Genomic DNA, 21,727 nt, shown 5'->3' with positions numbered 1-21,727 from the left:
TTGCGAAGACACCGTTGCGGATCAAACGCCGGGAGCGGATCGTCCGTGGGCGGTCTCTCCGGACGCCGCCCACTTTTCCTCCATGATCGACTGCACCCGCGACGGCGCGGTCGCGACGTTGTGGCTGGCGCGGGGTGGCGCGCGCAACGCCCTGCCGATCGCGGGCTGGCGGGAATTGGCGGATCGCATCGTCGACCTCGGCGCATCCGACGTCCGTGCTGTCGTGATCGCCTCGCGCGAACCGGGCGTCTTTTCGGCGGGGGCCGACATTGCCGAGTTCGCCGAACTGCAACACGATCCCGCCCGCCGCACCCTGTTCCGCGAAAGCCTGTCTGCTGCGATCGAGGGGGTGGCCCGCCTGCCGATGCCGGTCATCGCAGCCGTGAACGGCGGATGCTTCGGCGCAGCGGTTGCGCTGGCGCTGGCGTGCGACCTGATCGTCGCGGGCGATGGCGCCCGGTTCGCCATCCCGCCCGCGCGGCTCGGCATCCTTTATCCCCCGGCTGACGTCGCGCGGCTGGTCGCGGCAGTGGGGCGGGGGCAGGCGGCGCGGTTGCTCTACACCGGCGACGCGATCGACGCGGACGAAGCCTTCACGATCGGACTCGTCCACAGGCGCGGCGGCGACGCCCATGCCCTTGCCGCACGAATCGCCGCCAACGCCCCCGGTGCGGTGCGCGGCCTGAAGCTCGCCATCGACGCCATTCCCGGCGGCGAGGCGCGGTTCGACGCAGCATTCGGCGGCGCCGAACTGGCAGAGGGGCTTGCCGCCTTTCGCGACCGCCGACTGCCGGAGTTCTGAATGCACCCTGCCGATCATCTGCCGGGAACCGACACCGATCTTCTGCTACTGTGCGACCACGCCTCTGCGTGGGTGCCGGACGACATCCTCATCCCACGGCACCTGTTGTCCCTGCATGTCGGCGTCGACATCGGCGCGGGGCCGCTGACCCGCGCGCTGTCGGCCGAACTCGACGCGCCGGCGATCCTTGGCACCATATCGCGGCTGGTGATCGACCTGCATCGGCAAAGCGATCACCCCGGCCTGATCCCCGCGCAATCCGACGGCCACACCATTCCCGCCAATGCCGGCGCCGATCGCGCCGATCGCATCGCCCGCTTCCACGCACCCTATCATCGCGCGGTCCGCGATCAGGTCCGCCGCGACCGCCCGCGCCTGATCGTTGCGATCCACAGCTTCACGCCGGCCCTCGAAACCGGTGGCGAGCCGCGCCCGTGGGAGGCTGGCATCCTCTACGGCCGCGACGACCGCGCCGCCCGCATCGCGATAGACTTTCTGCGGGCGCAGGGCATTTCGACGGGTGATCAGCAACCCTATTCTGGTCGCATCCTGAATGCCACGCTCGATCGCCACGCGGAAGGACAGGGCATCCCGTCGCTGTCGGTAGAGGTCCGCAACGACCTGATCGCCGATGCCGCCGGCGTCGCGCGGTGGTGCGGTATCCTGATCGCAATGATCGCCGCAGTGCGCAATGGACTTGCGCTGAAGCTTCGCTCTGCGCAATAGGCTGTCGCCATGACCCAGAATTTCGACAAGTCGCGGCTGCCCAGCCGCCATGTTTCCGTCGGCCCCGAGCGCGCCCCGCATCGCAGCTATTATTACGCGATGGGTATCGCCGAGGAAGACATCGCCAAGCCGTTCGTGGCGCTCGCCTCCGCCGGCAACGACAGCGCGCCGTGCAACACGACGCTGGATTTCCAGGCCGACGCCGCGCGCGAAGGCGTAGTGGCGGGTGGCGGGATGCCGCGCCGGTTCAACACCATCACCGTGACCGATGGGATCGCCATGGGGCATCAGGGGATGAAATCCTCGCTGGTCAGCCGCGAGGTTATCGCCGATTCGGTCGAACTGTCGGTGCGCGGGCACTGCTATGACGCGCTGGTCGGCTTTGCCGGGTGCGACAAGTCGCTGCCGGGCATGATGATGGCGATGCTGCGGCTGAACGTGCCGTCGATCTTCGTCTATGGCGGATCGATCCTGCCCGGCCGGTTCGAGGATCGCGACGTGACCGTGGTCGACGTGTTCGAGGCGGTCGGCCGCTATGCCGCCGGCACCTGCCCGCTGCACGACCTGACCGCGCTGGAAAAGGTCGCCTGTCCGGGCCATGGCGCCTGTGGGGGCCAGTTCACCGCCAACACCATGGCATGTGTCGGCGAAGCCATCGGCCTGTCGCTGCCCAATTCGAACATGGTGCCGGCACCCTATCGCAGCCGGGAGGAGATCGCGATCGCTGCCGGCAAGCAGGTGATGGAACTCGTTCGCCTCAACCTGCGCCCGCGCGACATCGCGACGCGCGCCGCCTTCATCAACGCCGCGCGGGTCGTCGCGGCGACCGGCGGCTCGACCAACGCCGCGCTGCACCTGCCGGCGATGGCATCGGAGGCCGGGATCGATTTCGACCTGTTCGACGTAGCGGAAGCATTCAAATCAACGCCTTACGTCGCGGACCTCAAGCCGGGCGGAAAGTATGTCGCAAAGGACATGTATGAAGCCGGCGGCGTCTACATGCTGATGAAGACGATGTTGGCCAATGATCTGCTCGATGGCAGCTGCCTGACGGTCACCGGCAAGACGCTGGGCGAGAATATCGACGAAGTGACGTGGAATTCTGACCAGAAGGTCATTTACGACGTCAAGACGCCGATCACGGCGACCGGCGGCGTCGTCGGCCTGCGCGGGACCCTGGCGCCCGAAGGCGCGATCGTGAAGGTCGCCGGCATGAAGCGCCTGCAGTTCACCGGCACCGCCCGCGTGTTCGATTGCGAGGAAGACGCCTTCGCCGCCGTCGAGGCACGCAACATCACCGAAGGCTCGGTCGTCGTGATCCGCTATGAAGGGCCGAAAGGCGGTCCGGGAATGCGCGAGATGCTCTCGACCACCGCCGCACTCTATGGCCTTGGCATGGGGGAAAGCGTCGCGCTTATCACCGACGGTCGCTTCTCGGGTGCAACGCGCGGCTTCTGCATCGGTCATGTCGGCCCCGAAGCGGCCGAAGGCGGCCCGATCGCGCTGGTCGAGGATGGCGATATCATCACCATCGACGCCGATGCCGGCACGATCGACCTCGATGTTCCCGCCGATGTGCTGGCCGATCGCCGGGCGAAGTGGCAGCCGCGGGTCAATGATTACCAGTCGGGCGCGCTGTGGCGCTATTCGACGACGGTCGGCCCCGCCTATCAGGGGGCGGTAACTCATCCGGGTGCCAAGGCGGAACGGCACGTCTACGCCGACATCTGACGGCGCATATTCAGGACGGCGATGTATCCCTGCCTGTGCGGGGATACTGTTCCGGGCGAGGTGTGGTATCGATCCGCCATGAGCGGATTGAATCGACGCCTCGCCCTTGCCACCGTCCTGCTGCTGGTCGCCTGCGACCGCAAGCCCAATGCCGCCGTCCTGGCCAATATCGAAGCCGAACAACGTGCGGCCGCCGATGACGCCGGGCGTATCGAATGTGCCGCCGATGCGGCTGCGCCGCTGGCCGCCGACTGCACGATCGAGCGGACCGCCGATGCGGAGGGCGCGTTGCTGACCCTGCGCCAGCCCGATGGCGGCTTTCACCGGTTGCGCATCGCCCGTGACGGGCGCGGCGTAATCGCGGCCGATGGGTCGGAAGCGGCAAAGGTCACCGTCGTCGGCGACAATCGGATTGAGGTCGCGATCGGTGGCGCACGCTATCGCTTGCCGGCTACGGTCGGCCCCGTCGCGCGATGACGATCTATCCGGCCGACGCGCCGATCCTGCGCGCCGCCGCGATGCGAGCCGCGGAGGGCGAGGCGTTCGCTTCCGGCGTGGCGCAGGATGCGCTGATGGAGCGCGCCGGGCGGGCCGTCGCGCGGGAAGTCCGTCGCCTCGCGCTGGGACGCGCCATTCTGGTTCTCGCAGGTCCCGGCAACAATGGCGGCGATGCCTTTTTCTGCGCTCGACTTTTACGGGAATGGGGTTGCGATGTCGCCATTGCCGCACTGCCCGGACGTGCGGAGGGCGCCGCTGCCCGGATGCGTGCCGGCTGGTCCGGCCCGGTTTTCGAACTCGCCGACATCTCCCCACGTCCGGTGATCGTCGACGGCCTGTTCGGCACCGGCCTCTCGCGACCGCTGGAGGGCAAGATTGCCGATGCGCTGGCCCGGCTGACCGACGACGCCTTCGTCATTGCCATCGACATGCCGAGCGGGGTCGACGCCGATGCGGAACGGCATTTCCCTGGTGCTGCTCGGGCCGATGTGACCGTCGCGCTGGGCACGCTGAAGGCTGCGCATGTCGTGGGTCCGGACGTCGCCCGCATGGGGCATGTCCTGCTCGCCGATCTCGATATCGCGCTGCCCGACGCGCCCCGCACGATCGCGCGCCCGGTGATCGCCGCGCCAGCGCGCGACGCCCATAAATATCGTCGTGGCCTGGTCACGGTCCTCGCCGGCGCGATGCCCGGCGCGGCGCGGCTCGCCGCCCATGCGGCACTGTCGGCGGGGGCGGGCTATGTCGTGCTGGCCGGCGACGATGCCGGGCACGGCGGTCCCGATGCTCTCGTCCGCCGGCCGCTGGACGATCCGCCGGGGCTGCTGGCCGATCACCGACTGGCGGCGGTGCTGGTCGGGCCGGGGCTGGGTCGCGACGAAGCCGCCACCCGCCTGCTCGACGCCGCGATGGCCTGCGCTGCGCCGCTGGTGATCGACGGCGACGCCCTTTCCCTGCTCGGAGCGGCGGGCGTCGCGCGCGTCGCCGCCCGCAGCGCGCCGACCTTCCTCACGCCGCACAGTGGCGAGTTCGACCGGATGTTCGGGGAAGGCGGCGGCAACAAGATCGACCGGACGGCCCAAGCTGCGCTACAGGCCCGCGCGACCATCGTCCATAAAGGCCCCGACACCGTGATCGCTTCTCCCGACGGCACCGTCACCGTCTCCCCTGCTGCGCCGTCCTGGCTGTCGACCGCCGGCACCGGCGATGTGCTGGCCGGCATTCTCGCCGCGCGGCTGCGTCCCGGCGCGGGGCAGGCGGCGCGAGAGGCGGTATGGCTGCATGGCCGTGCCGCACAAATGGCCGGTCCTGCCCTTGTCGCGGACTCGCTGATCGATCACCTCGGACAGGCGATCGCCGAATGTCGCTGACCGATGACGACGTGATCGCCCGTGTCGCCGCACGGGGGGAAGGCGTGACCGGCGACGGCTGTCACGTGCCCTTTGCCGCCCCCGGCGATCGGCTGCTGCCCGATGGCTCGCTGGAACATGGCCCGCATCACGCAGCGCCGCCGTGCCGTCATTTTCCCACCTGTGGCGGGTGCCAGCTCCAGCATCTCGACCTGCCCAGCGAGGCCGATTTCGTCGCCGACCGAGTGCGCGGCGCGCTGGCGTCGCAGTCGCTCGACGCCGTGGTCCGCCCGGCAATCCTGTCCGCGACCCACACCCGCCGCCGCGCGACTCTCCACGCCGACCGGCGCGGCAAGCAGGTGACGTTGGGCTTCACCGAAAGCGGCACCCATCGCATCGTCGACGTACGCGAATGCCATGTCCTGCTGCCGGAATTGTTCGCCGCCATCGCGCCGCTCCGCTGGCTGCTGGCAACCGCGCTGAAGGACCGGTCGCGCGCCGACGTACATCTGGCGCAGGTTGATCAGGGGGTCGACGTCCTCATCATCGGCAAGATTGCCGATGGACTGGCCGCTGCCGAAGCGCTGACGACCTTTGCACAGGACCAGCGGCTCGCCCGGCTGTCGATCGACGACGGCATGGGGGCCGAGGCGCGATGGGAACCGGAGCCGGTTAACGTGACGCTGGGCGGCGTGCCTGTGCCCTTCCCGCCGGGCAGCTTCCTGCAAGCGACCGGCGATGGCGAGGCGGCACTGATCGCGGCAGTCGACGAGGCGGTTGCGGGGGCGGCGATCGTCGCCGACCTGTTCGCGGGCCTCGGCACCTTCACCCTGTCGCGCGGAGGCGCGACACGGACCTATGCGGGGGAGGCAGGGCGCGAGGCGATCATGGCGCTGAAGCTCGCCGCCGCCCGCGCCGGGCGGCCGGTCGTCGCCGACCATCGCGATCTGTTCCGCCGCCCGCTGACGGCGGCCGAACTCGACCGGTTCGACGCGGTGATCCTCGACCCGCCACGCGCCGGCGCCCGCGAACAGGCGGCGGCGCTGGCGGAGAGCAACGCGCCGGTCATCGCCTATGTTTCGTGCAATCCCAGCAGCTTCGCACGCGATGCCAAGATGCTGGTACAAGCGGGATACCGGGTCGACTGGGTGCAGCCGGTCGGCCAGTTCCGCTGGTCGACTCACGTCGAACTGGTCGCGCGGCTGGTGCGGGACAATGCCTGATCGTATCTCCGCCTAAGGCGGGAATTCGGGGTCGCGAACGATGCCGCCAGTGGCTCTGGACCCCCGCCTGCGCGGGGGTGCGTCATGATGAGGGATAGTCGGCCCGAACGAAATACAGCCCATCGGGCGGCGCGTTCAGCCATAGTGCGGCCCGATCGCGCGCGGCGAGGATGTCGGCCAGATCGTCGGGTGTCCGCCTGCCCTGTCCGACGATCGCGAGGCAGCCGACCATCGAGCGTACCTGATGATGCAGGAACGACCGCGCGGCGGCGTGGATGCTGATCCGGTCACCGTCGCGCTCCACTGCCAGCCGGTCGAGCGTCCGCATCGGGCTGTCCGCCTGGCAATGCGCCGAGCGGAAGGTCGTGAAGTCATGCCGCCCGACCAGCCGCGCCGCCGCCGCCGCCATCGCATCGGCATCCAGCGGCTGCGGCACGCGCCACGCCAGCCCCCGTTCGTGCGTCAGCGGCGCACGGCGACACACGATGCGATAGACATAGGCCCGGCCCAGACACGAAAAGCGCGCGTGCCAATCGTCCGGCACGATGTCGCAATCGAGGATCGCGACCGGATCGGGCCGCAGCCGGGCGTTCAGCGCCTCCATCAGCCGGAAGGGATCGATCGCCTTCGCCACATCGACATGCGCGCGCATTCCCGTCGCATGAACCCCGGCATCGGTGCGCCCGGCGGCATGGACGGCGGCCTGCTCTCCCGTCACCTCGAACAGCGCGCGTTCGATCGAACCCTGTACGCTGGCTCCCTCCGACTGGCGCTGCCAGCCAACGAACGGGCGGCCGTCATATTCCACCGTCAGGGCAAAGCGGGTCATGCGATGCGCGTGCCGGCGGGTATTGCGAAGCCGCGCAGCATTTCTTCAGCGGAGGTAACGCCGCGTCCGGCGCGCTGGACATGGGTCGGGATCAGCACGCCATCGGTGCAGGCGATTTCCAGCGCGCCGCCCACGACCGTGCCGGGTTCGGCGCCGCTGCCATCGGGATCGACATAGGCCGAAAGCACCTTGATCCGCTCGCCATTTACTTCGAAAAACGCGCCCGGCGCGGGATTGAACGCGCGAACCTGCCGTTCCGCGTCCGCCGCGCTGCCCTCGAAGCGCAACCGAGCCTCGGCCTTGTCGATCTTGGCGGCATGGGTCACGCCCTCGCTCGCCTGCACGACCGGCGGATAGGCGTCCGGATCGGCCAGCACCTCCAGCATCAGCCGCGCGCCCATCGCGCTCAACTCGACCGTCAGTTCGCCGGCCGTCTTGCGCGCGACCGGGGTGCGTCCTTCCAGCCGTACCGGCCCGGTATCCATCCCCGCCGCCATCTGCATGATGTCGACGCCGGTTTCCTCGTCCCCGGCCAGGATCGCACGCTGGATCGGCGCCGCCCCGCGCCAGCGCGGCAGCAGGGATCCATGGACGTTCAGGCACCCCAGCCGTGGCGCGTCCAGCACCGCTCGCGGCAACAGCAAACCGTACGCGGCAACCACCGCCACATCGGCATTCAGCGCCACAAAGTCCGCCTGCACCGCCGCATCGCGCAGGCTCTCAGGCACCCGCACCTCGATCCCCAGCGACTCGGCCAGCCTGTGAACCGGGGAGGGGGTCAGCGCCTTGCCGCGCCCGGCGCGACGCGGCGGCTGGCTATATGCCGCGACGACCTGATGCCCCGCATCGACCAGCGCCTGAAGGATTGGCACCGCAAATTCGGGCGTGCCCATGAAGATGATCCGCATGGCCCCCTACGACACCGTGGCGTCCGCCCGCGCAACCCCCTATCTTGGGTGCGATGGCCTCTCCCGAAATCGACGCGCTGACCCAGGCGCTCTCCCGCCTTCCCGGTCTTGGCCCCCGTTCGGCGCGGCGCGCGGTGTTGCATCTGGTCAAGAAGCGGGAGACGGCGCTCGACCCGTTGCTGATCGCGCTCGACCGGGTGGCGCGCAACCTGTCGACCTGTTCGACCTGCGGCAATGTCGACACGACCGACCCTTGCGGCATCTGCACCGACCCGCGCCGCGACGACCGGTCGCTGTGCGTGGTGGAGGAGGTCGCCGACCTGTGGGCGCTCGACCGGGCGCGGTTGTTCCCCGGCCGCTTCCATGTGCTGGGCGGGCGGCTGTCGGCGCTGGAGGGAGTTCGGCCCGATGACCTCGCCATCGATTCGCTGGTCAGTCGCGTCGCGGCCGGCGGAATCGATGAGGTTGTGCTCGCGATGAATGCCACGCTGGAGGGGCAGACCACCGCGCATTACATCGCCGAGCGGATCGAGAAATTTCCCGTCCGCCTGACCCAGCTCGCCCACGGCCTGCCGGTCGGTGGCGAACTCGACTATCTGGACGAAGGCACGCTGGCCCAGGCGCTGCGAGCGAGACGCCCCGTCGCTTGACCGGCGAAACTATGCTACTTACCCGACCGCTATGGCTATTCTTCCGATCATCGAAATCCCCGATCCCCGCCTTCGTCTCGTTTCCGAACCCGTCGAGGGCGTGACCGATGAGGTAAAGACCCTCATCGCCGACATGTTCGACACGATGTACGACGCACCGGGTATCGGCCTCGCCGCGATCCAGGTCGCCGTGCCCAAGCGCGTGCTGGTCATCGACCTGCAGGACGAGGAAGATGAAGAAGGCAAGCCGGTCAAGGCCCCGCACGCCTTCGTCAATCCGGTGATCGAGGAGGTTTCGAAAGAGCTGTCGACCTATCAGGAAGGCTGCCTGTCGATCCCCGAACAATATGCCGATGTCGTCCGCCCCGCGCGGTGCCGCGTGACGTGGCTGGACGAGAAGGGTGACGCGCATGACCAATGGCTCGACGGCCTGATGGCGACCTGCCTGCAGCATGAGATGGACCATCTCAACGGCGTCCTGTTCATCGACCACCTGTCGCGGCTGAAGCGCGACATGGTCATCAAGAAGCTGAGCAAGGCGCGCAAGGCGGCGTAAGGTGCAATATTCCCATTGTCCGACAAGAACAAACGGTGTATCTCGGGTGGTGTTGAGGAGGAGGATAGCGCTGTCGAAATGTTTGCCTCGTCAAGGCGGCTTCAGACGGGGGGGCGTGGAGTTCTTGAGCAAGAATCTGACCCTATAGCCTAATTATAACTGGGCAGTTTCAGCGCTCCATAACCATCGTTCCCAGGAAACTGGTCGTCAGCAGCGCGCTGGCAAAAGGGAATGATTATGTCGGTGACGATAAGTCGCTGTACCGAATTCGGGTGGGTCTATCGAATCTATGATTCGAGCGGCAATGTCGTTGCGATGTCTGTGAAGCTCTATGATAGCCTTGGTGCTATTGTGGAGGATTTGCATGGGCTCGTTGGAACTGCCAGCATCTGCGGATAGGGAAGGCGTAACGATGGTCGTGCCTGTTGAGGGCGCGGCCATTTGCCTACATGGGTTATGGACTATTATTTGATTCTCGTTCTGTTCGTCGTGCTCTTTGTAGGATGCGCGCTGGGTTGGTTCGGCGGCGCGAGATATGTGAACACTTTGCGTGATGAACTCGCCAGAAGAGAAAGCGATTTCAAGCAGGCGATCGCCGACCTCGCCCTCGCCACCGAACGTGCGAAGGAAGTGCCCGCGCTACGCGAGGAACTGGCGGAAATTCGCGGCGATCGCGATGCGCTGCTGCTCGACCATGCTGCGCTGAAGGCCAATGCGGCGGCGTTCGAGGAGCGGCTGACCGAATTCAAGGACGCGCGTGAGGCGATGGCGGGGCAGTTCCGCGAAACCGCGCAGATCATGCTCGACGGCGCGCAAAAAGCGTTCCTGCAACGTGCCAACGAACGCTTTGCGCAGGCCGGCGACACCAACGAGATGAAGCTGAAGGCGCTGCTGGCCCCGGTCGAGGCGACGCTGAAGCGCTACGAAGCCAGCATGACCAAGGTCGAGGGCGAGCGCCAGGAAGCCTATGGCACGCTCAAGGGCCTGATGGATGCGATGCGCATCGGCCAGGAATCGGTGAAGAGCGAGGCGGCGAAGCTGGTCAACGCGCTGCGCTCCGCGCCCAAGGCGCGCGGTCGCTGGGGCGAACAGCAGCTGCGCAATGTGCTGGAAACCTGCGGCCTTGCCGAACATACCGATTTCCAGATGGAGGTGTCGGTCGACCATGGCGACGGCCGCCTGCGCCCCGACGCCATCGTCAAGGTGCCCGGCGGCAAGAGCCTGGTGATCGATGCCAAGGTGTCGCTCAACGCCTATCAGGATGCGCATGGCGCGGTGGACGAGGTGGAGCGCGCCGGCTTCATGACCGCGCACGTCGCGTCGATGAAGAACCACGTCAACGCACTGGGGGCCAAGAGCTATCAGTCGCAGTTCGAGGATACGCCCGATTACGTCGTGATGTTCGTGCCGGGCGAACATTTCCTTGCCGCCGCGCTGGAGCATGATCCGGCGCTGTGGGACTATGCGTTCGACCGCCGCGTGCTGATCGCGACGCCGACCAACCTGATCGCCATCGCCCGCACCGTCGCGGCGGTGTGGCGGCAGGAAAAGCTCGCCGGCGAGGCGCGCCAGATCGGCCAGCTTGGCCGCGAACTCCACGCCCGCCTCGCCAAGATGGGCGAGCATGTCGCAAAGCTCGGCAAGAACCTGGAGGGGGCGAACACCGCCTATAACGCGTTCGTCGGCAGCCTCGAATCGCAGGTGATGACCTCGGCCAAGCGGTTCGAAACGCTCAACATCGATACCGGTGGCAAGAGCATCGATCCGTTGCCGGTCGTGGAACAGTCGCCACGCCCGCTGACCAAGCTGGCGGTTGCCATCGCGCAGGCGGAGGATGCCGTAGAGGACCGGCAGGAGGCGGAAGGCGCGGCGGCTGAGTAGGGGCGTACCGACGAAGCGGCTGTCGACCCTTATCCCGAGCGCTGGACGTACCCCGACGAAGACCGGGGCCCAGTTGGGAATCGTTCGCGTTGCAATTGCAATCTACGCCGCAACTGGACCTCGGCCTCCGCCGGGGTACGGCGTGGTGATAACATGCCTCAGGCCGGTTGCCCCGGCACCTGCCCATTATCGCCCAGCACCAGCCCCATCGTCACCGCCACGATCCGCGCCGCGATCCCTGCGCACAACCGATGCGGATCATCGCGCGCCGGCACATATTCGGCCAGCACCAACCCCGCGATCTCGCCCTTTTCCGCCAGTGCGGTCAGCAGCAGCACGACTTCCTCATAGCGCATCCCGCCCGGCGTCGGCATCGCCACTGCCGGGAACGCTGCCGGATCGATCCCGTCGCAATCGATCGACACCAGATAGCGCCCGCCTGCCGGCACCTGCGCGATGGCGGCATCGATCCCGCCCCGGATCAGGTCATAGGCGGTGACGATCCGGCTGCCCCATGCCCGCGCGTCCTCGATCTGGCAGGCACCCCCGCTGCCGAGGCCACGCACCCCGACCTGCACCATCCCCGTGACCTGCGGCATCTCCGCCAGCCGCCGCATCGGCGATCCATAGCCGAGCGGCTCCCCGCGAATATCGTCGCCCCAATCGACATGCGCATCGATCTGCACGACGGTCAGCGGCCCGTGGTCGGCAAAGGATGCCGCGAAGGGGATCGGCACCGAATCGTCACCGCCCAGAAGGATCGGCACGGCTCCAGCCTTCAGCGCGGCGCGCGTCGTTGCTTCGATCCGCTGGCGATTGCCCGCCGCATCCTCCGGCCGCGTATCGACGTCGCCGACATCCACCACGCCGCGCGCATTCTGCGGATCGGGGAAGGGTGTGAAGCCCAAGTCGAAATCGATCTGCGACAATTGCCGCGCGAACCCCAGCGATGCGGCACGGATCGCAGCCGGCGCGTCGGCCGAATGGCTCGGCGCGCCATCGTCATAGGGCGTGGCTTCGCTGGCGCCGAACAGGACGATGCTGGCACGCTCGATCGTATCGATGTCGGCGGCGGGCAGGGCGGCGAAGGTCGGGCGGGTCATCCCCGCTCAATCCCCCGGCCGGCCAAAGGTTCAGGGCCGGTGCTGCCCCAGCACGGTGTACGCCATCACCGCCGTGGCCACTGCCGCGTTCAGGCTGTCGGCCTTGCCCAGCATCGGGATCTTCACCAGCAGGTCGCATTCGGCGGCCATGTGGTCGGGCATCCCCTGCGCCTCGTTCCCGGTCAGCAGGAAGGTCGGGTCGGGATAGGTCGGCGCGCGGTAATCATGCTCGGTATCGAGGCTCAGGCCGACCAGCGTTCCCGGCCCCTGACGCAACCAGTCCCGGAACGTCACCCAGTCGGCTCGCGCGACCGCGACGGTAAAGATCGCCCCCATGCTCGCCCGCACCGCTTCCACGGAGAACGGGTCGACGCATTCGTCGATCAGGATCAGCCCGCCCGCGCCGGTCGCATCGGCGGTGCGCAGGATCGTGCCCAGATTACCCGGATCGCGCAGGCGTTCGGCAACCAGCCACAGCGACGCATTGCGCCGGTCGATCTGCGCCAGTTCGGTCGAAAACTCGTCATAGACGCCGACGACCGACCCCGGATTATCCTTGCCCGACAGCTTCGACAGGATGTCTACCGTGGTCGAAATGGCGATACCGCCCGCCGCCTCGGTTTCCTCGATCAGCGTTTCCAGCAGCGGATGCTGTTCACCACTTGCGAAATACAGTTCGGCGGGCAGCCACCCGGCCTCGCGCGCTTCGGTCAGGATACGCAAGCCTTCGGCCAGGAAGCGGCGCTGGTCGCGGCGGTGGCGCTTTTCCCGCAGGTTGCGGGCGGACTTCACCATCGGGTTCGAATAGGCGGTAATTTCGCGTGGCATGATGCCCGCCTAGCGCCCTACGCGCTCCGCGTCGATGGAGTCGAGAATGCGGGTACCCGCCATGAACACCGCGATCGGGCAGACCGCGAACAACAGCTTGCCGCCGATCCCCGGATATTGCGCCATGTAATGGAAACCGCGTTCGACCGCACCGACGCCCAGGCCATAGATGACGAGGAACGCCTCAAACTTCGACTTGATCGTGAACAGGTTCTTGAGCCGGGTCAGCATGGATGCAAAACACGCAAATTACGTACCATTGGCGGTTTTCCGCCGATCCAGCCGCCCGGCTCGTGGTTAATTGTCAATTAATCCGACAAGGTCGAGCGTTTCCAGCAGTGTCCGCCGCGCACCCTCGATCCGCTCGATCAGTACCGGATCGCCGATATCGGCGGGGGCGATCCGCTCCGGCCAATGCGCTTCGACCACCGCCGCGATCCGGTCGAGTTTGGCATCGTCGACCAGGAACCGCGGATCGATCGTCGCCGGATCGGCCACGACGCGCAGCCGCAGACAGGCCGGGCCGCCACCATTGGCCATCGATTCGCGCACATCGACCACTTCCAGCTGGCGGATCGGACCGTTGCCGGCTACCATTTCCTGCAACCAGCCCCAGACGCGATCATTCTCGCGCGCTTCGCCCGGCAGGATCAGCGCCATGCCGCCACCGCTGGGAAGTGTCACCAGCTGCGCATTGAACAGATAGGAGGTGATCGCATCGGACAGGCTCACCCGGTTGGCTGGTACCTCGACGATTTCGACCGAGGGGATCGCGCGCCGCAAATCGGCGAAGAAACCGTCGCGGTCCTCGAATGCCTGTTCATGCGCGAACAGTACGCGTTCGTTGGCGACCGCCACCACGTCGTTGTGGAACGCACCTGCGGCAATTGCCGCATCGGACTGCCGCACCATCAGCGTGGCCGCCGGGTTCAGCCCATGCGCCCGCGCGATTGCCGATGATGCCTCGACATGCTGGCGCGCGGGGAAGGGGCCACCGCTTACGCCATACACGAAGACCTCGACACCCGCTGCGTCGTGCGTCTCGCACAGTCGCATATGGTTCGCGGCGCCCTCGTCGCCGAACGGCGCCGGCACCGGGCCATGCACCATGAACGCATCGCTGGCAAAGGCGGTGCGCAGCTGCTTCAGCGTCGCTGGCCACTCATGGCTGCGATGCGGCATCGTCACGAGGTTCGCGACGGTCAGGTGGCAACGCCCATCGCCACAGTCGGCGGCAGGGGAAACGGTCGCGGCATTGGCCGCCCACATCGCCGACGCAGACAGTGCCTGCGCCCGCAGATGCGGTGCGGCACCGGCGTAGTCGGTGGCGAGGCTTTCCAGCCAGCCATGGTCCGGGCGCGGATGCGGTAGCAGGATGCCCTGGGTCAGCCCCAGCGCGAGGTTCGCACGCATTTTGGCGATCCCCTGCAACGCCGCCGCACGCGGGCGTGACGTCTCACCCGCGTTGCGCGTCGCCGCCAGATTACCATGGCTCAGCCCGGCGTAATTATGGCTGGGACCGATGATCCCGTCGAAATTGATCTCGCGCACGCTCATCGGGCCACCTGCGACACCATATCGCCGACCGCGACGTCCAGCGCGCGCGCAGCCTCAGCATCGATCACGATCCCGTCGTCGCGCAGCGTCACATCGCCCATGCACGCGCGGAAATCGGCCAGCCGCCCGGTCGCCAGCAAGGACGGCGTGCCGCCTTCGCCAATCGCCAACACCGGCAATTCGCGCCGGTCGCGGATCGTCGCGATCTGGTCGGTGCGCGCGGTCATCGTCGGCCCGCCGTCGAAGATGTCGACGTAATTCTCATAGGCAAATCCCTCATTCTCCAGCATCCGCATTGCCGCGCGCCCGGTCGGGTGGGGCAGGCCGATGACCCCGCGGGCTGCCTCGGGCAGCATCGCGATATAGACCGGGTGGCGCGGCATCAGGTCGGCGATAAACTGGTTGCCATGGATCGCATTGAACTGGTCGGCATCCTGAAACGTCATGCCGAAGAAGCGCCCGGCGACACCGTCCCAGAAGGGTGATCCGCCCGCTTCGTCGATGATCCCGCGTAACTCCGCCAGCACCCGATCGGCAAAGCGCCCGCGATGCCGCGCGATGAAAAGATAGCGCGACCGCGCGAGCAACAGCCCCAGCCCGCCGGCGCGCTCGCCCGGATGCAGGAACAGCCCGCCGACCTCGCTCGACCCCTCCAGGTCGTTGACGAGGTTCAGGATGTCGGCGCGGAAGGTCCGGCCCAGCGCCTCGCTATGCTTGGTCAGCGTCGCGACGCGATAGGAATAGAAGGGCCAGCGCTGCCCGACCTTGGTGAACACCTGGCACGTGCCGCGCACCTCGCCGGTGTCGATATTCTCCAGCACCAGCACGAACACCTCGTCGCGCGGGGCGTCCTCCTCATGGCTGAACGCCATGGCGCTGCGCTCCAGACGGGTCATCAGCGCGTTGCGATCGGGCGGCAGGTTGGTGAAGCCGCCACCGGTCAGCTTCGCCATTTCGTACAGATATTTCAGGTCGCTTTCGCGCGCCGCACGGATTCGAAACGTCACAATCCCCCCTGTGCCACAATCCGGGCAATGCTTAGCGCCGACAGCCGGGCGCGTTCGCTCAGGCTGTCGACGATCATATATTCGTCGCTCGAATGGATCGCGCCGCCGCGCACGCCCATCGTGTCGATCACCGGCACGCCGCACGCCGCGATATTGTTGCCGTCGCACACCCCGCCGGTATCGCGCCACGCGATTGGGATCGACAGGTCGGCGCCGGCCGCTTGCACCAGCGTAAACAGTTTGGCGGCACCGGCGTCGATCGGCTTGGGCGGGCGGTTGAAGCTGCCATGCACCGCGATCTTCACGTTATGCTGGGCGGCGACCATCGCGACCGCCGCGTCGATCTGCGACCGGGCGCGTTCGATCTCGTCCAGGCCGTGGGGGCGGAAATTGACGCGCAACACGGCATGGTCGGGCACGACATTGTTCGGCCCGCCGCCATCGATCCGCGCCGGATTGACCGCCAGCCGCGGGCCACGCACCGCGTTCAGTCTGAGCGCGATGTCGGCGGCGGCAACGATGGCGTTGCGGCCTTCCTCCGGATTGCGGCCGGCATGGGCGCTGCGCCCGGTGACGACGATCGAGAAATTGCCGGTCCCGCCGCGTGCGCCCGCCAGCGTGCCGTCGGGGAGCGCGGGTTCATAGGTGAACGCCGCGACCTTGCCCCGCGCCACCCGGTCGATCAGCCGGGCGGAGGAAAAGCTGCCGGTTTCCTCGTCCGAATTGATCATCACGTCATAACCGAAGCGATCGCCGATCCCGCCGGCCTCGAGCGCCTTCAGCGCCGCCAGCATGACCGACAGCCCGCCCTTCATATCGGCCGCGCCGGGGCCGTTCAGCGTGTTCGCATCGGTATAGCGCATCGCCTGGAACGCGTGGGTTTCGCCGTACACCGTGTCCATATGCCCGGTGAACAGCATCCGCACCGGCGCCTCCGGCCGAACCTGCACCAGCAGGTGCCGACCATGCTCGATCGCGCGGACCGTGCCGTCGGGTTCGACCATCTCCACCGGATCGGGATCGACCAGCGATACTTCCCCCGGCAGCGCGGCAAAGCTGTCGGCCAGCATCCCGGCCACCGCATTCAGCCCCGCAACGTTGCGCGTACCGCTGTTCACCGCGACCCATCGTTCGACCTGCGCGAGCATTGCCGCCTGATCGATCGCCTCGATCGAGCGGCGCTCGTCCTCATTCATCCTGTCCATCGCACCGTTGTAGAGCGATGCGGTATCAAACGGAACCGTTTGCGGTCGATCGGACAGGGTTAGAAGGCGTACACCAGCGACGCGCGGCCGGTGGTATCGGCATTGACCCGCCCGACCGGCGGCCGGCTTTCATACTGGATATTGTACGACAGCCGCGCAGAGAGCGGCCCCAGCACCTTGGCATCCACCGCGGTCAGGCTGGTGACAGTGCTGTTAGCGTCCTGTAGATAGGCCGAGGTATTCTGCCGCAGCGTCAGCGCCGGCGTCATCCGCCACCCGAAATCGAGCGACCCGCGCGCCGCCAGGTTCCGCTCCACATTATCCGTCGTGAACGACGTATAGCGGAACGCCGGACCCAGTTCGAGGTCGAGCGTCACCGGCCCCTTGGCAACGACGGTATAGCCCGCCCCGGTCGATGCCGAATAACGGTCGTAATAGCCGAAGAACTTGTCCGATTCATACTGCGCGGCGCCGTAGATATAGAGCCGGTCGTCGACCTTGTAGTTCGGTTCGAACGCGGCAAGATAATGTTCGCGCGTCGGGATGTTGTTGGTTTCCTGATAATCGGCCTGCAGCTTCAGCTTGTGGCGCCAGCGATAGCCCTCGCGCGACAGGTCGAGGATGGCGGTCACGCCCAGGCTGTCGGAATTGCCGCCATTGACCCATCCGCCGACCTCGGCGCGGCCCTTCAGCAGCGCGCCGAACGACGCGGTGCGCAGCCGCTTCTCGGTCTTTTCGGTGCGTTCGAACGTGTAGTGCGACGCCAGCTCGGCGATCTTCTGCGAATGTTTCGGGGCGGCCTTGCGCGCATAGCGGACGATCGTCGCGACGTCGTTGTCGTTGCCCGACGCCATCGCCTCTTCCAGCATCGTGCGGATTTCGATCGGCAGGTCCGGCTCGGGCGGCGGCTCCGCGAAATACAGGCCAAGCGGCAGGAGGATCGCAGGGTTCGGCATCACCGTCCGCTATAGCCGATCGAATGCATACAGGCTGAACGCCTCATCGCACGGAAAAGGCGCTTCACCGATGCAGATGCGCGGCAAATCCGGCCAGCACCTGTTGGTACAGCACCTTCTTGAACGGCACGATCATCGACGGCAGGTCGGCGGGGTCGGCCCAGCGCCATGCGCGGAACTCCGGCTCGGGCGTCCGGATGTCAATATCGTCGTCGGTCCCCTCGAACGCGAACAGGAACCAGCGCTGCCGCTGCCCGCGCCATTTCCCCTTCCAGATTTTGCCGATCATGTCGTCGGGCAGGTCGTAGAGCAGCTCCGCCGAGTTTTCCGCGATCAGCCGCACCTTGTCCGCCTGTACCCCCGTCTCTTCGCGCAGTTCGCGGATCGCGGCGTCGATCGGCGCTTCGCCATCGTCGATCCCGCCCTGTGGCATCTGCCACGCCTCCAGCGTCGAATCGAGCCGTTGGCCGACGAACACCTTTCCGTCGCGGTTCAGCAGCATGACGCCGGCACAGGGGCGATAGGGGAGGGTGGTCTTGTCCATCGCCGCTTCCTATCGTGCGCCTATGGCTTTTGCGAGGCGCATCGGCATCTTATCTAGATCGAGTGATCCCCGTCGTCCACCATCCCGATTATGTCGCCGAAAGCCCGCCGGGCAGCCGCTATCGTTGGGGCAAGAACGGCCTTGTCCGCGACCTGCTGCGTGACATGGGGCCGGCGATCGACTGGCACGGTTGCGATCCCATGCCGCGTGCCTGGATCGAGGCGGTGCATGACGACACTTATGTCGCCGAGGTGATCGAGGCCCGCGTGCCGCCGCACAAGGAACGCCGCATCGGCTTTCCCATCACCCCGCCAATGGCATTGCGCGCGCAGGCGGTACCCGGCGGCACCTATGCAGCCGCGCGTGTCGCGATGGAGCGGGGCTATGCCGCCAATACCGCCGGGGGCAGCCACCACGCACTGGCCGATACCGGGGCGGGCTATTGCGTGTTTAACGACCTCGCCATCGCCGCCAACCGCCTGGTCGATGAAGGAACGTGCGAACGAGTCCTCGTGGTCGATGTCGACGTGCATCAGGGCGACGGCACTGCCTCGCTGCTTGCCGGGCGCACGAACCTCGCGACCTATTCGATCCATGCCGACAAGAATTTTCCGGCGCGAAAGGCGGTGTCGACGCTCGACGTTCCCTTAAGCGACGGTGTGGCGGACGACGAATATCTGTCGACGCTGGAGGCGACCCTGGTGCCGCTGATCGACAGCTTCGCGCCGACGTTGCTGCTGTATCAGGCCGGGGTCGATCCATTCGCCGACGACCGGCTCGGCCGGCTATCGTTGACGCAGGCGGGGCTGAACGCACGCGACCGCTGGATCGGGCAACTGGCCCGGACACGCGGCCTCCCGATCGCCAGCGCGCTGGGCGGCGGCTATGGCGACCTGCTCGAAGTGTCGCGCCGCCATGTCGCCTCGATCGTCGCGGTTGCGGAGGGAACCGGGATCGTCGCGCAAGCGTAACGTCACGCGATGAGTAATCCCGTCCTTCTCTGGCTCCGACAGGACCTCCGCCTGCGCGACCAGCCCGCCCTCCGTGCCGCGATCGAAGAGGGCGCGGTGATCCCGGTCTATATCCTCGACGACACCTCGCCCGGCGACTGGGCGATCGGTGGCGCGCAACGCTGGTGGCTGCACCATAGCCTCGCCTCGTTCGACGAATCGCTACGGGCAAAGGACTCGCGCCTGATCCTGCGCCGGGGTGAGGCGGTTGCCGAACTGCGCAGGCTGATGAAGGAAACCGGCGCGACCTGTATCCACGCCATGCGCCATTACGAACCATGGTGGGTAAAGGCACAGGAGGCGTTGGGCGACACGCTCACCCTCCACGACGGCAACCACCTGCGTCCGCCGGAGCATGTCCGCACCGGTTCAGGCGGCATGTTCAAAATCTATTCGTCTTTCTGGAAGGCGCTGAACCAGATGCTGCCGCCCGAGGACCCGGCGCCCCTGCCGCGCGCGATCCCGTCGCCGTCCCAATGGCCGAAATCCGATAAGCTCGCCGACTGGGACCTGCTCCCGACCAAGCCCGACTGGTCGACCGCGTTCGGCAAAGCGTGGCAGCCGGGCGAGGACGGCGCACACAAGGCGCTGAAATCCTTCGCGGACCGGCTTGCCGATTATGACACGGCCCGCAACCTGCCCTCGATCGACGGCAGCTCCAACCTGTCGCCACACATCCACCACGGCGAAATCTCCCCGCGCCAGATCTGGGCGGCGCTGGACGGGCAGGGCGACAGCCTGACCACCTATCGCAAGGAGTTGGCGTGGCGCGACTTCGCCAGCGGGGTCATCCTGTCGATGCCCGATTATGCCGACGCCAATGGCCGCCCGCGCTACGACAAGCTGAAATGGCGCAGCGACGCAGGCGCGAAGCGAGACCTGAAGGCATGGCAGCAGGGCCGCACCGGCTATCCGATCGTCGATGCCGGGATGCGCCAGTTGTGGCAGGTCGGCTGGATGCACAACCGCGTGCGGATGATCGCCGCGTCCTTCCTCATCAAGCATCTGCTGATCGACTGGCGTGAGGGCGAGCGCTGGTATTGGGACTGTCTGGTCGATGCCGATTTCGGCAATAATGCGGTCAACTGGCAATGGGTGGCCGGCACCGGCGTCGATTCGAACATGTTCGGGCGGATCATGGCGCCGCTCACCCAGTCGGAAAAGTTCGACGCCGCCGACTATATCCGCCGCTGGGTGCCCGAACTGGCGAAGCTGTCGGACGCGGCGATCCACGACCCGGAGGCGGCGGGGTGCCGGCCGAAGGGCTATCCGGCCAAGATCATCGACCACCGCGAGGCACGCGAACGCGCGTTGGCGGCGGCACGGGGGATTTGACCAGCTGTCGCCCCAGCGAAGGCTGGGGCCTCCCTGTTGCAGTATGGATCGCCAGCCAAGCAGAAGATCCCAGCCTTCGCTGGGATGACGTGCGTGGGGAGGGGAGCCGATACCTAACCGCACAACCCCCGCCCGGCCGGGTCACGCAACGCCGCGGCCTCCGAAGCGCTCTCGCTCAACCGGTCGAACCGCAGCCCCGACAGCGACGCCCGCCCGCGACATGCCGCCTCGCACCCGGCCGGCAACGCCCCCGGAAAGCGTACCGCATCGCCATCGAATCCCGCATCGAACGTACAGCCCCTGCCGAAATCCACTCGCAACCGCTCGCCCTCGCGCACGAACCGTCCCTGCGCGCTGCATCCGTTCGCCTCACCATAGTCGACGAACGCCCCGATCCGCTGGCCCGCAACGCAGAGCCTGTCGCCCTCACGCGCATACAGCCCGACCGGCTCTGCGGTCGATGCATCGCGCACCACGCCCCGCGCGATCGCCGCCTGTTCCAGCGCGGCGCCCCGAGTCTCGGAGGGGGCCACGGTCCCTTGCGAACAGCCTGCCAGCAACAGCAGGGCCGCCGCCCAGCCCCTCATGCCACCGGCACCAGCCGATCGCCCTCGATCCGGCGAAAGAAACAGCTCTGCGCCCCGGTATGGCACGCCGGTCCAGCGGGCACGCAGCGCACCCACAGCGCGTCCTGATCGCAATCGATCCGCACCTCGACCACGCGCAGCACGTTGCCCGACGTCTCGCCCTTCTTCCAGATCGCCTGCCGGCTGCGCGACCAGAAGGTCGCCTCGCCCGTTTCGATCGTCAGCTTGAACGCATCGGCATTCATATGCGCGACCATCAACGGTTCGGCCGTAGCGGCATCGACGCACACCGCGGTCAGCAGCCCGTCGGCGTCGAATTTGGGATTCAGGGTCAGGCCGGTATCGCGCGAAGTCATGCGCAACCCCTATCGCCGATCATGGTTCCGCCGCAATCGACGATCAAAGGGCGACAAATCGATTCAGGCTACCTATATGGCAGCCG

23 protein-coding genes are annotated in these 21,727 nt (G+C 67.0%); 11 read left to right on the top strand and 12 right to left on the bottom strand.

Annotation, left to right across the window (positions count from 1 at the left end; genetic code table 11):
* Nucleotides 1-82: 82 nt before the first annotated feature.
* The 6 genes from QZ755_RS12275 (at nucleotide 83) to QZ755_RS12250 (ending at nucleotide 6,329) form a co-directional block, all read left to right on the top strand.
* Complete coding sequence (locus tag QZ755_RS12275; RefSeq protein WP_294323214.1) at nucleotides 83-802, top strand: enoyl-CoA hydratase/isomerase family protein; 720 nt, start codon at nucleotides 83-85, stop codon at nucleotides 800-802.
* Nucleotides 803-1,528, top strand: coding sequence for an N-formylglutamate amidohydrolase (locus tag QZ755_RS12270; RefSeq protein WP_294323213.1), 726 nt, complete (start codon nucleotides 803-805; stop codon nucleotides 1,526-1,528). It begins immediately after the preceding gene.
* A 9-nt stretch (nucleotides 1,529-1,537) separates the two neighbouring features.
* The gene (gene ilvD / locus QZ755_RS12265; protein WP_294323211.1) at nucleotides 1,538-3,259 is read left to right on the top strand and encodes a dihydroxy-acid dehydratase; all 1,722 of its coding nucleotides are present in this window, start codon (nucleotides 1,538-1,540) and stop codon (nucleotides 3,257-3,259) included.
* A gap of 78 nt (nucleotides 3,260-3,337) precedes the next feature.
* A complete protein-coding gene (locus QZ755_RS12260) occupies nucleotides 3,338-3,736 on the top strand; it encodes a hypothetical protein (protein ID WP_294323209.1) in 399 nt (132 codons plus the stop codon).
* Nucleotides 3,733-5,127: an NAD(P)H-hydrate dehydratase gene (locus tag QZ755_RS12255; RefSeq protein ID WP_294323207.1), complete on the top strand. Its 1,395-nt coding sequence runs from the start codon at nucleotides 3,733-3,735 to the stop codon at nucleotides 5,125-5,127. Before QZ755_RS12260 ends, QZ755_RS12255 begins: the two co-directional genes overlap by 4 nt.
* Nucleotides 5,118-6,329 carry a class I SAM-dependent RNA methyltransferase gene (locus tag QZ755_RS12250; protein WP_294323206.1) on the top strand — a complete coding sequence of 404 codons (1,212 nt, stop codon included), beginning with the start codon at nucleotides 5,118-5,120 and terminating at the stop codon, nucleotides 6,327-6,329. Before QZ755_RS12255 ends, QZ755_RS12250 begins: the two co-directional genes overlap by 10 nt.
* An 82-nt stretch (nucleotides 6,330-6,411) precedes the next feature.
* Here the strand turns inward: QZ755_RS12250 and truA are convergent, their stop codons facing one another.
* Both truA and fmt read right to left on the bottom strand, forming a co-directional pair.
* Nucleotides 6,412-7,158, bottom strand: coding sequence for a tRNA pseudouridine(38-40) synthase TruA (gene truA, locus QZ755_RS12245; protein ID WP_294323205.1), 747 nt, complete (start codon nucleotides 7,156-7,158; stop codon nucleotides 6,412-6,414).
* The gene (gene fmt / locus QZ755_RS12240; protein ID WP_294323203.1) at nucleotides 7,155-8,066 is read right to left on the bottom strand and encodes a methionyl-tRNA formyltransferase; all 912 of its coding nucleotides are present in this window, start codon (nucleotides 8,064-8,066) and stop codon (nucleotides 7,155-7,157) included. Before fmt ends, truA begins: the two co-directional genes overlap by 4 nt.
* Nucleotides 8,067-8,119: 53 nt before the next feature.
* On the opposite strand from fmt, the gene recR reads away from it, so the two are divergent.
* The 3 genes from recR (at nucleotide 8,120) to QZ755_RS12225 (ending at nucleotide 11,153) form a co-directional block, all read left to right on the top strand.
* Nucleotides 8,120-8,716, top strand: a complete 597-nt coding sequence (recR, locus tag QZ755_RS12235) for a recombination mediator RecR (RefSeq protein ID WP_055755758.1) — start codon at nucleotides 8,120-8,122, stop codon at nucleotides 8,714-8,716.
* A 31-nt stretch (nucleotides 8,717-8,747) separates the two neighbouring features.
* The gene (def, locus tag QZ755_RS12230; RefSeq protein ID WP_294323200.1) at nucleotides 8,748-9,272 is read left to right on the top strand and encodes a peptide deformylase; all 525 of its coding nucleotides are present in this window, start codon (nucleotides 8,748-8,750) and stop codon (nucleotides 9,270-9,272) included.
* Nucleotides 9,273-9,728: 456 nt separating this feature from the next.
* Nucleotides 9,729-11,153 (top strand): DNA recombination protein RmuC, encoded by a 1,425-nt coding sequence (locus QZ755_RS12225; protein WP_294323197.1) that lies wholly within the window; start codon nucleotides 9,729-9,731, stop codon nucleotides 11,151-11,153.
* Nucleotides 11,154-11,311: 158 nt separating this feature from the next.
* On the opposite strand, the gene QZ755_RS12220 is transcribed toward QZ755_RS12225, so the two are convergent.
* The 8 genes from QZ755_RS12220 to QZ755_RS12185 all read right to left on the bottom strand — a co-directional run bounded on the left by QZ755_RS12220 (nucleotide 11,312) and on the right by QZ755_RS12185 (nucleotide 18,353).
* The gene (locus QZ755_RS12220) at nucleotides 11,312-12,256 is read right to left on the bottom strand and encodes an arginase family protein (protein ID WP_294323196.1); all 945 of its coding nucleotides are present in this window, start codon (nucleotides 12,254-12,256) and stop codon (nucleotides 11,312-11,314) included.
* A gap of 30 nt (nucleotides 12,257-12,286) precedes the next feature.
* Entirely contained in the window at nucleotides 12,287-13,084 is a 798-nt protein-coding gene (locus QZ755_RS12215; protein ID WP_294323194.1) for an RNA methyltransferase, read from the bottom strand.
* 9 nt (nucleotides 13,085-13,093) lie between these two features.
* Nucleotides 13,094-13,315 carry a hypothetical protein gene (locus tag QZ755_RS12210; RefSeq protein WP_294323192.1) on the bottom strand — a complete coding sequence of 74 codons (222 nt, stop codon included), beginning with the start codon at nucleotides 13,313-13,315 and terminating at the stop codon, nucleotides 13,094-13,096.
* Nucleotides 13,316-13,381: 66 nt separating this feature from the next.
* Entirely contained in the window at nucleotides 13,382-14,641 is a 1,260-nt protein-coding gene (locus QZ755_RS12205; RefSeq protein WP_294323191.1) for an N-succinylarginine dihydrolase, read from the bottom strand.
* On the bottom strand, nucleotides 14,638-15,648 hold the full coding sequence (locus QZ755_RS12200) for an arginine N-succinyltransferase (protein WP_294323189.1): 1,011 nt from the start codon (nucleotides 15,646-15,648) through the stop codon (nucleotides 14,638-14,640). The genes QZ755_RS12205 and QZ755_RS12200 overlap by 4 nt, the downstream gene beginning before the upstream one ends.
* Nucleotides 15,645-16,853, bottom strand: a complete 1,209-nt coding sequence (locus tag QZ755_RS12195) for a hydrolase (protein ID WP_294323187.1) — start codon at nucleotides 16,851-16,853, stop codon at nucleotides 15,645-15,647. The genes QZ755_RS12200 and QZ755_RS12195 overlap by 4 nt, the downstream gene beginning before the upstream one ends.
* Nucleotides 16,854-16,912: 59 nt before the next feature.
* Nucleotides 16,913-17,809: a DUF481 domain-containing protein gene (locus QZ755_RS12190; RefSeq protein WP_294323185.1), complete on the bottom strand. Its 897-nt coding sequence runs from the start codon at nucleotides 17,807-17,809 to the stop codon at nucleotides 16,913-16,915.
* A gap of 64 nt (nucleotides 17,810-17,873) precedes the next feature.
* Nucleotides 17,874-18,353: an RNA pyrophosphohydrolase gene (locus tag QZ755_RS12185; protein ID WP_294323183.1), complete on the bottom strand. Its 480-nt coding sequence runs from the start codon at nucleotides 18,351-18,353 to the stop codon at nucleotides 17,874-17,876.
* A 62-nt stretch (nucleotides 18,354-18,415) separates the two neighbouring features.
* On the opposite strand from QZ755_RS12185, the gene QZ755_RS12180 reads away from it, so the two are divergent.
* Nucleotides 18,416-19,324, top strand: coding sequence for a histone deacetylase (locus QZ755_RS12180; RefSeq protein ID WP_294323182.1), 909 nt, complete (start codon nucleotides 18,416-18,418; stop codon nucleotides 19,322-19,324).
* Between the two features lie 9 nt (nucleotides 19,325-19,333).
* Nucleotides 19,334-20,698 carry a deoxyribodipyrimidine photo-lyase gene (locus tag QZ755_RS12175; RefSeq protein ID WP_294323180.1) on the top strand — a complete coding sequence of 455 codons (1,365 nt, stop codon included), beginning with the start codon at nucleotides 19,334-19,336 and terminating at the stop codon, nucleotides 20,696-20,698.
* A 113-nt stretch (nucleotides 20,699-20,811) separates the two neighbouring features.
* Here QZ755_RS12175 and QZ755_RS12170 read toward each other — a convergent pair whose 3' ends face one another.
* Together QZ755_RS12170 and hisI are read right to left on the bottom strand one after the other, a co-directional pair.
* Nucleotides 20,812-21,285, bottom strand: a complete 474-nt coding sequence (locus QZ755_RS12170; RefSeq protein ID WP_294323178.1) for a hypothetical protein — start codon at nucleotides 21,283-21,285, stop codon at nucleotides 20,812-20,814.
* Complete coding sequence (gene hisI, locus QZ755_RS12165) at nucleotides 21,282-21,641, bottom strand: phosphoribosyl-AMP cyclohydrolase (protein ID WP_294323177.1); 360 nt, start codon at nucleotides 21,639-21,641, stop codon at nucleotides 21,282-21,284. Before hisI ends, QZ755_RS12170 begins: the two co-directional genes overlap by 4 nt.
* Nucleotides 21,642-21,727 lie beyond the last annotated feature (86 nt).

Source organism: uncultured Sphingomonas sp. (genome assembly GCF_913776855.1).
Taxonomy (GTDB): Bacteria; Pseudomonadota; Alphaproteobacteria; order Sphingomonadales; family Sphingomonadaceae; genus Sphingomonas.
This window is presented reverse-complemented; position numbering and strand designations above follow the sequence as displayed.